Origin of the sequence: Sodalinema sp. (genome assembly GCF_046483825.1) — a bacterium.
Classification (GTDB): domain Bacteria; phylum Cyanobacteriota; class Cyanobacteriia; order Cyanobacteriales; family Geitlerinemataceae; genus Sodalinema.
The window spans coordinates 1-9,369 of record NZ_JAWOCL010000051.1; the positions used below are offsets into that span (position 1 = coordinate 1).

A 9,369-nucleotide genomic window follows, 5' to 3' on the forward strand; every position below is an offset into this window, starting at 1 on the left:
ATATAAGCCAATCCGAAAGATTTGAGGAGAATCCTGGGGTTGAGGGGGTTGAACTGCTACAGAGGGAAGGTAACGTGTCCAGGTGACCACATCTACATTGATCCCAAGTTGTTCCAAACTTTGAACAATACGTCCTGCACTGCGGGCGAGTCCGCCGATGTCAGGAGGAAAGCGCTCGGTTAAAAATAGGAGTCTGGGGGACATAATGGGGATAGAAACGGCAAAAAAACGCTCGGTGGATTAGCACAGGTTTATGGTAAATGCTTCACCATTAATGGCAAACCGCCCTAGCTTCTGATACATTAGAGTCAGCCAACTGGCGTGGAAGGATTCAAACCTCCGAGTGGCTGTACCAAAACCAGCTACCCTAGCACTTCACGACGCTTCATCCACTTAAGCGTGGCTGTACTAGCAGCTATACCCAAGAGTTTATCAACTATTTCTGAAAATTTTTTTATTTTTTTTCAGCGGGACTTAAGCTTCTCCCTGTTACACACCCGCCTCTACGATGACCCTGAGTTAGATGTGAAGGCGGCGGATGGGTTGGGGGCCTTGAAGTTCCGAGAGGCTTACCCGGATTTGGCATAACTCTACCACAGCCATTGGCGCCTTAGGAGAACTCGGCGATGCTCAAGCGGTTCGCTGGATTGAGGAGTTCATGAATCACCCAGAACCGCAAACGCGGCAACGAGTGGCCCAGGCCGTCGGACAAATTGGTGGGGCAAATTGGTGGGGAGTCGGTGCAGAAGTCTCTGCAAACTCTAGCCAATGATGAACATCCCCAAGTGGCTGAATGCGCTCAACGCTATCTCTGACCTCTTAAGGGTAAAGCTCTCAGGCTTCTGTGTTATACTTGACTCATCTCGATGGGTTAAGTTGATGGTTCGCTGAGAGGTCTTATGTCTTCTGTCACGAAAACAACGACCTATCGTTTTATCGATTGGTCAACCTATTTGGCTCTATTTGCAGCCAATTTAGTCTTGCTGGCGGGAATTATTAGTCCCATTTTTCAACAACAACTTCTCGACGATCGCATTGAAGTAACTCCAGGGGAAGTTGTTGAATTTAAAACCTGGCAACTGAAGCCTCAGTTAATTGGGGCGATGCGGATTGATGTGGATGCTTCGTTCAATAACAATCGTTGGGCAACCTATGAACTTCGGGTTTTAGATGACGAGGGAAATTTAATTGTCTCGGCGTTAAAACAAGCCTGGGTGGAATCAGGAATTTGGCGAGAAGGAGGAGAATCGGGAACTTGGCGGGAAAAAGATGTCCAAGCAGCCTTGGATTTGCAGGCTGGAGATGAGCCAGAAACGATTACTCTTGCAATCAATATTCTTGATTATACCGATACGTCAGGACAACCGGTTGAGGGGGAGTCGGTTCGTTTTCATGTTCGTGTTTTTAATGGGGCCATTGATACTCGTTATCTCATCCCTGGCGTGATTGGAACAGGATGGTTAGCCTCGTTTTGCTTCCTCTCGACTCAGAATTCAGGTCAAGATACGATTAATAAGTTTGTGAAGGATAGCGATATTGGGGGTCGTGCGATTATGGGGGGTGAGGATAATTTGATTTGCTGTAAGTTGAAGATTGTCGCGGATGAAACCTCTCCTCACTCCTTGGATGTGAATCTCTGGGTTAGTGATGGTTATGGGGAAAATATGCACCATCAAGTCACACCAGTGTCTCTAACGTTTCATCGAGATGAGGATGGAGATATTAAACGAACAACGGGTCAACTAAAACAGTATTTTATCTTTAAAAAACGAGGATCTTATGGCATCTATATCGAAGTAACGCCTGATGCTCCTGTGGATGATACAGTATTACGAGTCAAGGAAAATGTACAAACCTTGACGGGGGTTTCGGTGGTTGAAATTGCCCGAGATTAACCTGGGTATCTTGATCAGAACTACAAGTTATTGCCGTTTATTGCAGTCGGGCAAACAATGTTAACCAAAATCTTGGCAATTGTAGCAATTATTCTAGCATTCTTAACCGTTGGGGCGGCCTATTCATCCCGAACGGCGGTTACGTTACGTCAAGAGAACCAACAACAACGGTATTGGCCCCGCCAAGGAACTTATTTAAATGGGGTGTATCGCTCTGGAACGTGGAATTACTCGGGAAATCGCGCCAATTATGGAGGCGGCTTTTCTGGGGGTGGAACGGGGTTTGGGAAATAGAGAGACGGTGATTTAACAATCGGGAATTTTGTTCACTTGTATTGATAGGATTGTTATGGACTCAAATCACCCTAAGGCGGCTGATGTTATCGCTGAAGAAACCAAGGCTTCTCGGAAGGTTCAGGACGATCGCCCCTGGGTACCGTTAGGGCGATCGCAACGCAATTTATTGTTAGCCGCGACGGCGGTTTGTTCGGCTTGTGGTTTGGCGGTGGAACTGCTGTTAGGAACCTTAGCCAGTTATTTGGTGGGAAATCAGGCCCTGGCGTATGGAGTGGCGGTGGGGGGGTTTCTTGCGGCGATGGGGATTGGTTCCTACTTGAGTCGCTTCTTGGTGACGGAGGGCGATCGCAGCCAACAACAAGAACAACTGTTGCGGCATTTTATGCAAGTGGAATTGGCGATCGCCCCCTTAAGTGCCTTTTTACCCCTAGGCTTATTTGCGATTTTCGTGGTCGATGGTCCGTTATGGATTGGCTTAAGTCTCGTCACCCTAATTTTAGGAACCTTAGCGGGAATTGAAATCCCCTTACTGACTCGTATTTTTGAACAAGATGACGGGGTAAAAGATGCCATTGCAGGGGTTTTGGCCCTGGATTATGCGGGGGCCTTAGTGGGTTCTTTGGCCTTTCCGGTGATTTTACTTCCCTGGTTGGGATTGTTTCCCTCAGCGGCGATTATTGGCGCTTTCCCCGCCTTGATGGTGGTGATTTTGGCCCAAAACTTCCCCAGTCTGCGATCGTGGCGGATTTGGGGATTGGCGATTAGCCTGATTTTAATTGGCTTTGCTCCCTTGGCGATTCCCTTGAGTAATACGCTAGAGAATAACCTCTATGATGCGCCGATTATTGCCCGAGTGCGATCGCCCTATCAACGGATTGTTCTGACTCGTTGGCGACAGGATGTTCGCCTCTTTTTAGACGGAGATTTACAACTTTCAACGATTGATGAATATCGCTATCACGAAGCCTTAGTGCATCCCGCCATGAGTGCGACTCCTAATCCGAAACGGGTGTTATTGCTGGGGGCTGGGGATGGAATGGCGGCGCGGGAAGTGCTGAAATGGCCACAAGTTGAGCGTTTATTACTGATTGATCTCGATCCCGAGGTGGTGAATCTTTCCCGCCGTCATCCTTTTCTTAAACGAGTGAATCAGGAGTCTTTAGATAATCCTCGTCTTGAGGTGCGTATTGCCGATGCGTTTTTAGCAGCCCCGGCGTTAGATGAGCAGTTTGATGTGATTATCGCCGATTTCCCAGACCCTGATCGAGCGATTTTAGCAAAACTTTACGCAGAAGGCTTTTATCGCCGTCTCTTACCCCGTCTCGCCAGCGATGGGGTGTTGGTTACTCAAGCCTCCAGTTCCTTTTTTGCGCCTCGGGTGATGGCCTGTATTGTGGCGACGCTGGAGTCGGTGGGACTTTCGGTGCATCCTTATACGGTTCAGGTTCCCAGTTTTGGTCCCTGGGGGTTTGTCTTAGCCAGTCGTGAGGCGATTCATCCAGAAACCTGGATGTTGCCGGTGGAAACACGTTTTTTAACGCAACCTTTGTTAGCGCATTTGTTTGATTTACCGGCAGATATTCAGTTTTCGGATGTGGAGGTGAATCGTCTGTCTCGTCCGGCGATTGTTACGTATCAAACTCACAATCGTTGGGATGGGTTTGAGTTGTAGTACAAATAGTTATTGATTAGGGCTAAAATATGTTGACTTATTTTTGGATTCTTGTTATCGTTATATTAGCTATTTCAACGATTGTCTTTGTTCGTCAACGACAATTAGCAAGTGTTCGCAAATCTCCCCAGATCGTCCCCCTAGAACGCAGTATTTTTACCCTACAAATTGGCGATATCGTCGAATATATGGGAGAGGATTGGGTTGTGCAGGGGAAGTTGGTCTATGATGATGATGGCTATCAGTGGCAAGAATATCTTTTGCAGGATGGCGATCGCATTCGTTGGTTGGCGATCGAGGAAGATGACCAAGTTCAGGTGAGTTGGTTAACCCCCACCGACGATTTAGAAATCACGGGAACTCCCCCCAAGCAGTTACAGTTTGAGGGGAATGATTACCGCTGTATTGAATCTGGGGAAGCGACGATGTCTCGCCAGGGGATGACGTTAAATCGGACGGCTAAACGATGTCGGTATTCGGATTATCGAGGTTCGGGAAATCAGGTCATTTCTATTGAGGATTGGGATGGTGATATTGAAGTAACCGTGGGGACGATTATTCGTCCTTCGGAACTTATGTTGTTACCGGGAGATGGCCAGCGGGTGTATGACTAGAGACCGTGACGGAGTGAGTCGAAAGACGACCAACCCCTACCTTGGGTAAATCCACTAAGTCTTCTATCAAAAAGTTGATTTTTTTCTGAATTTATATCACTATTATGCACTTGTCATCTCAAACCCGGAAGATTCCCAAAATCCATGCTTGAAAAGATAGAACTTTATAATTTCAAAAGTCATCCATCGACAGCGCTCAACCTAGATTGTTCACGCCTTCATGCACTAGTAGGACAAAACAGTTCTGGGAAAACATCGGTCTTGCAAGCGCTACATTATCTGAGTCGCCTTGCAGATTCACCCTTTAAAAACATATTTGGACATCAACGAGCACCAGAATTTCTGACAACGATGGGACAAACTCATCTGTCTGTCAGCGCCTGTGGCTTCTGGGGATATCAGAAAAACCGACAAGATTGGCAAGCCTCCTATCACTTTGAACGACAGCAAGAGAACAAATGGTTTCCAAGAGTATCATGGACTTTTGCTGACGATACAGGACACGCACAAGGTTGGGATAGTTCCTTAAGTACCACCCCATTTCCAATTTCTCAGGCTTTAAGGTTTGCCGTTCATCTGAAATTAGTTGCGACCAATCTCGCCAAACCGGCTTATAGTGAAGCCATTACGCCACGAGTTGAATTTGATGGTTCTGGATTAGCACCCACCCTAGACTATCTACGTAGCGAAGCCCTAGATAATTTTCAAGCCTTGCAGGAGATGTTGCAGCGGGTTGTCCCCGGCGTTCAGAAGGTCGGAGTCAGACGCGCCAAAGTCCTCATGAATCGCCAACGTTTAATTGAAGTCGATGGAAAGTCAATTTCCTATGAAGAAAGCCAGGAAATGACAGGACAAGAAGTTGTCTTAGATATGAATACGGGTGAGCGTATTCCAGCCCATGCTATTAGTGAAGGAACGATTCTAACTCTAGGTCTTTTGACGGTTTTAATGAATCCGACTCTACCCAACTTAGTGTTACTCGATGATGTGGAACAAGGACTGCATCCTAAAGCGCAACGGGAGTTGATGACGGTTTTCAAAGAGATTATTCAGGCGAATAAAAATCTGCAAATTATAGTGTCAACGCACTCCCCGTATATTGTCGATGAGCTAACTCCATCCCAAGTTCATGTTTTAAGTCATCGAAACTCAGGCTTTACTCGTTCTAAACGATTAGACGAGCATCCTGATGTGGACTGGGCTAAACAAACCTTAACCACCGGTGAGTTTTGGGATGCGGAAGGAGAAGATTGGATCGATACAGTTGGGGTCGATGATTGAGTTTATTGTCATTGTTGAGAGTCGTGCTGATGCTGAAACGGCCAGCAAATTGGCTGAGCGAGTTTTAGTAGAAACGGTAGATTGGTTAGAGCCTGAGCTTTTACCCTACTTGTTTCGATGGAGTGGTTTAGATCCAGGAACTGATTATTCATGCTGGAGCGATATTAAGGATATCATGCAGCGTGCTAGGGCGTCAGGTTTACCAATTCCGAAGTTTTTGGGACACAGCAAAAAGAAACCTCTGAAAGCGGATGGTGCAGCAACCCTTAAAATTTTGAATCTAATCCGAGTTCTCCAACTTAAAAAGAGCCAGCCGGATGAAGATAGCCGCTCTCTGAAAGCCGTTCTCTTCATTCGAGATTTAGATAATCAACCTGAGCGACGAGAGGGAATGCAGCAGGCCCGTGCAGAACAGATTGATCAGTCGCCTCAATTAGAAATTATCATTGGTGTGGCGAATCGAATGCGAGAAGCTTGGGTTTTGAATGGATTTGTTGCTTCCAACCCAGAGGAGGTTCAGCTCTTAGAGGCGATCAAGAAGCAGTTACCGTTCGATCCCTGCGAGGAGTCACATCGATTACGTTCTAATTCTCGTGAAGAACCTGAACGAATTCGTAATCCCAAAATTGTCCTTGAAGAACTGACGGGTGGTCATTGGTCACGAGAACAGCAGTGTTGGGAAGAAACCTCTCTAGAACTTCTACGACAACGGGGTCAGCATACTGGGCTAACCGACTATCTTGACGAGATTGAGAAACGACTGATTCGAGTTCTTCTCGAACTGAGTACAGAAGCCAATGACTGAGTTACTTCCCAATCCAACCCTTACCCCTCAAAAGTAGACCAGGATTGCTATTCACTTAATGGCGTCCAACAAGTTTATCTCGTAAGTGTTTAATACGATCGCGCAAACTAGCCGCCGTCTCAAACTCCAGATTTTTGGCAGCGTTCTGCATCTCGGCTTCAAGCTGTTGAATCAGTTCCGGAATTTGCGACAAGGGAATCTCATCGACTTGTTCATAAGCCGTGTCCAATTGTTGCCGATTCAGCCGCCGGGAAACCTCTAAAAATGAGAGAATGGAGTTATCAATACTCTTAACAATCGAGGTTGGGGTAATCCCATGTTTTTCATTATAGGCTAACTGAATCTCCCGCCGCCGCTGGGTTTCAGAAATCGCTTTATCCATACTTTTGGTGAGATTGTCAGCATAGAGAATCGCTTGTCCGCGAACATGACGGGCGGCGCGGCCGATGGTTTGAATCAGCGATCGCTCGGCCCGCAAAAACCCCTCTTTATCGGCATCTAAAATCGCCACGAGAGACACTTCCGGCAAATCGAGTCCCTCTCGCAACAGGTTTACGCCAATCAATACATCAAACTCACCCTGACGCAAGGATTGCAAAATCTCAATCCGTTCAATAGAGTTGATATCGGAGTGGAGATAGCGGACTAAGACTCCCCGATCTTGGAAATATTCCGTTAAATCTTCTGCCATGCGTTTGGTTAGAGTCGTCACCAGGGTGCGTTCTTTGCGGGAGATGCGATCGCGGATTTCGCCCAACAAATCATCTACCTGTCCCTCGGTGGGTCGGACAAAAATTTCCGGGTCAACGACTCCCGTGGGGCGAATAATTTGCTCAACCACTTGTCCGTCAGACTGTTCAATTTCCCAATCTCCGGGAGTCGCCGAAACAAAGACACATTGGCGGACTTTTTGCCAAAACTCATCGGCTTTCAAGGGACGATTATCCGCCGCACTGGGAAGACGAAAGCCGTGGTCAATCAAAATTCGCTTTCTAGCTTGGTCGCCGTTATACATTCCCCGAATTTGGGGAACCGTGACATGAGACTCATCGACGACTAACAACCAATCCTCGGGGAAATAATCCACTAAACATTCCGGCGGTTCTCCTGCGTGTCGTCCCGCTAGATGGCGCGAGTAATTCTCTACGCCATTGGTATATCCCACTTCTCGCAACATATCTAAGTCATAGCGAGTCCGTTGGGCTAATCGTTGCGCTTCTAGGAGTTTTCCAGTTTTTTCTAATACCGCCAGTTGCGTTTCTAGTTCTGATTCAATGTCATCACAGGCAATTTCGAGGCGATCGCCTGGCGTCACAAAGTGTCGCGCTGGATAAATCCGCAAGCTATTGACACTATAGATCACCTGTCCTGTCACCGGGTCGATATAGCGAATCGCATCAATTTCATCCCCAAAAAACTCAACTCGAATAATCCGATCTTCGTAAGCCGGACCAATTTCGACCACATCCCCTTTTACGCGAAACTTTCCTCGTCCCATGTCTAAGTCATTGCGTTGATATTGAATGGTGACTAAATCCCGCAACAGGTGTCGTTGGTCAATCTCTTGGCCAACTTGAAAGAGAATCGAGGCTTTGAGATATTCGCTGGGAATCCCCAGTCCATAAATACAACTAATAGAGGCCACGACAATCACATCCCGCCGTTCAAATAAAGAGCGGGTGGCGGAATGGCGCAACATATCAATTTCGTCGTTAATTGAGGCGGTTTTCTCAATATAGGTATCGGTGACGGGGAGATAGGCTTCTGGCTGATAGTAATCGTAATAACTGACAAAGTACTCAACGGCGTTGTTGGGAAAGAATCCCCGCAGTTCATTACAAAGTTGCGCGGCCAGGGTTTTATTATGGGCAAGAACCAGGGTAGGTTTGCCTAGATTCTCAATCACTTTCGCCATTGTATAGGTTTTTCCCGTTCCCGTTGCCCCGAGTAAGGTTTGGAAACGGTTATTTTGTTGTAACCCCTGGCTAAGTTGAGTAATGGCTTGAGGTTGGTCGCCGGTGGCTTGGAAGGGAGAGGTAAACCCGAAAGATGTCATGGTGTCGCAACAGTTGGTCTAACAAGGGAACAGGGAACAGGGAACGGGGAACAGGGAATAGGGGAAGAAAAGACAAACTAGCAAGAGGTTGGGGATTTTTTCTCAACTTAGAGTATTCTAAGGCAATCTTCGATCGCGATAGAACTTATTACAAGAAATCCCAAAATTGGCTTGACAAAAAAGTAGGAAAAGTTTAGAGTGGTATCACATAGGCTAGGGTTGGCGGTTCTGTGCCTAATTTTGCTGGATTAGCGATATTGAGGAGATGATGATGGGATTCAGCGTTCTGGGACTGTTGCTGCTGAGTTTGCAAGCCGCTCCTGATGCCTTGCAACCGAACAATGTGGCGGACTTTGTCGTGTTCGAGACGGACGTGACGGAACCGGTGGCCGAGGGGGAATCCCTGCGATTGTACGATGTCCATGTTGCCATTATGTACGATCGCACCCAGCGTTGGTGTGAGCAAGAGGAGTTTCGCGAACAGCTAACCTGGACGTACTCCGCCGATGGTGGAAACCTGGCCTTGGGAGAGTTTGCGATTTCCTGTCGCCAAGCCCGACGCATCTCACGCCGCTATCGCTTAGACTCGCAACTCGAGTTTATCGTCCCCGAACGCCGTCAAGACCGTTGGCAGCAATTTGTCGATGAGTCTCATCCGTTGCCCGAGTCAGACGCCTCCGACTCTCCCATTGACCCAGATTCTATCCCAAATCGCAAATAAAGCTTACCTACCCCCGCGAGAAGGCTCA

At 47.3% G+C, this 9,369-nt stretch carries 11 protein-coding genes; 9 read left to right on the plus strand and 2 right to left on the minus strand.

What is annotated here, in order from left to right:
- Positions 1-204 (minus strand): hypothetical protein (locus R6U67_RS03060; RefSeq protein WP_410251186.1); only part of this gene is annotated, 204 nt, incomplete at its 3' end.
- Between the two features lie 195 nt (positions 205-399).
- Here R6U67_RS03060 and R6U67_RS03065 point away from each other — a divergent pair.
- The 8 genes from R6U67_RS03065 to R6U67_RS03100 all read left to right on the plus strand — a co-directional run bounded on the left by R6U67_RS03065 (position 400) and on the right by R6U67_RS03100 (position 6,564).
- Positions 400-588: a hypothetical protein gene (locus R6U67_RS03065; protein ID WP_410251187.1), complete on the plus strand. Its 189-nt coding sequence runs from the start codon at positions 400-402 to the stop codon at positions 586-588.
- 58 nt (positions 589-646) lie between these two features.
- Complete coding sequence (locus R6U67_RS03070; protein WP_410251196.1) at positions 647-772, plus strand: hypothetical protein; 126 nt, start codon at positions 647-649, stop codon at positions 770-772.
- Between the two features lie 127 nt (positions 773-899).
- The gene (locus R6U67_RS03075) at positions 900-1,895 is read left to right on the plus strand and encodes a hypothetical protein (protein WP_410251188.1); all 996 of its coding nucleotides are present in this window, start codon (positions 900-902) and stop codon (positions 1,893-1,895) included.
- A gap of 72 nt (positions 1,896-1,967) precedes the next feature.
- A complete protein-coding gene (locus tag R6U67_RS03080; protein WP_410251189.1) occupies positions 1,968-2,189 on the plus strand; it encodes a hypothetical protein in 222 nt (73 codons plus the stop codon).
- 55 nt (positions 2,190-2,244) lie between these two features.
- Positions 2,245-3,864: a polyamine aminopropyltransferase gene (locus R6U67_RS03085; protein ID WP_410251190.1), complete on the plus strand. Its 1,620-nt coding sequence runs from the start codon at positions 2,245-2,247 to the stop codon at positions 3,862-3,864.
- 29 nt (positions 3,865-3,893) lie between these two features.
- The gene (locus R6U67_RS03090) at positions 3,894-4,478 is read left to right on the plus strand and encodes a DUF4178 domain-containing protein (protein WP_410251191.1); all 585 of its coding nucleotides are present in this window, start codon (positions 3,894-3,896) and stop codon (positions 4,476-4,478) included.
- A 144-nt stretch (positions 4,479-4,622) separates the two neighbouring features.
- The gene (locus R6U67_RS03095) at positions 4,623-5,759 is read left to right on the plus strand and encodes an AAA family ATPase (protein ID WP_410251192.1); all 1,137 of its coding nucleotides are present in this window, start codon (positions 4,623-4,625) and stop codon (positions 5,757-5,759) included.
- Positions 5,752-6,564 carry a hypothetical protein gene (locus tag R6U67_RS03100; RefSeq protein ID WP_410251193.1) on the plus strand — a complete coding sequence of 271 codons (813 nt, stop codon included), beginning with the start codon at positions 5,752-5,754 and terminating at the stop codon, positions 6,562-6,564. The genes R6U67_RS03095 and R6U67_RS03100 overlap by 8 nt, the downstream gene beginning before the upstream one ends.
- Before the next feature lie 55 nt (positions 6,565-6,619).
- Here R6U67_RS03100 and uvrB read toward each other — a convergent pair whose 3' ends face one another.
- Positions 6,620-8,620 carry an excinuclease ABC subunit UvrB gene (uvrB, locus tag R6U67_RS03105; protein WP_410251194.1) on the minus strand — a complete coding sequence of 667 codons (2,001 nt, stop codon included), beginning with the start codon at positions 8,618-8,620 and terminating at the stop codon, positions 6,620-6,622.
- Positions 8,621-8,885: 265 nt separating this feature from the next.
- Here uvrB and R6U67_RS03110 point away from each other — a divergent pair, with 265 nt between their 5' ends.
- Entirely contained in the window at positions 8,886-9,341 is a 456-nt protein-coding gene (locus R6U67_RS03110; protein ID WP_410251195.1) for a hypothetical protein, read from the plus strand.
- The last annotated feature ends 28 nt before the right edge of the window (positions 9,342-9,369 follow it).

Excerpts from the sequence above, each read along its gene's own strand:
- R6U67_RS03095 (WP_410251192.1), top strand. The coding sequence starts at position 4,623 with ATGCTTGAAAAGATAGAACTTTATAATTTCAAAAGTCATCCATCGACA.
- R6U67_RS03085 (WP_410251190.1), top strand. The coding sequence starts at position 2,245 with ATGGACTCAAATCACCCTAAGGCGGCTGATGTTATCGCTGAAGAAACC.
- R6U67_RS03090 (WP_410251191.1), top strand. The coding sequence starts at position 3,894 with ATGTTGACTTATTTTTGGATTCTTGTTATCGTTATATTAGCTATTTCA.
- R6U67_RS03075 (WP_410251188.1), top strand. The coding sequence starts at position 900 with ATGTCTTCTGTCACGAAAACAACGACCTATCGTTTTATCGATTGGTCA.
- R6U67_RS03100 (WP_410251193.1), top strand. The coding sequence starts at position 5,752 with ATGATTGAGTTTATTGTCATTGTTGAGAGTCGTGCTGATGCTGAAACG.
- uvrB (WP_410251194.1), bottom strand. The coding sequence starts at position 8,620 with ATGACATCTTTCGGGTTTACCTCTCCCTTCCAAGCCACCGGCGACCAA.
- R6U67_RS03110 (WP_410251195.1), top strand. The coding sequence starts at position 8,886 with ATGATGATGGGATTCAGCGTTCTGGGACTGTTGCTGCTGAGTTTGCAA.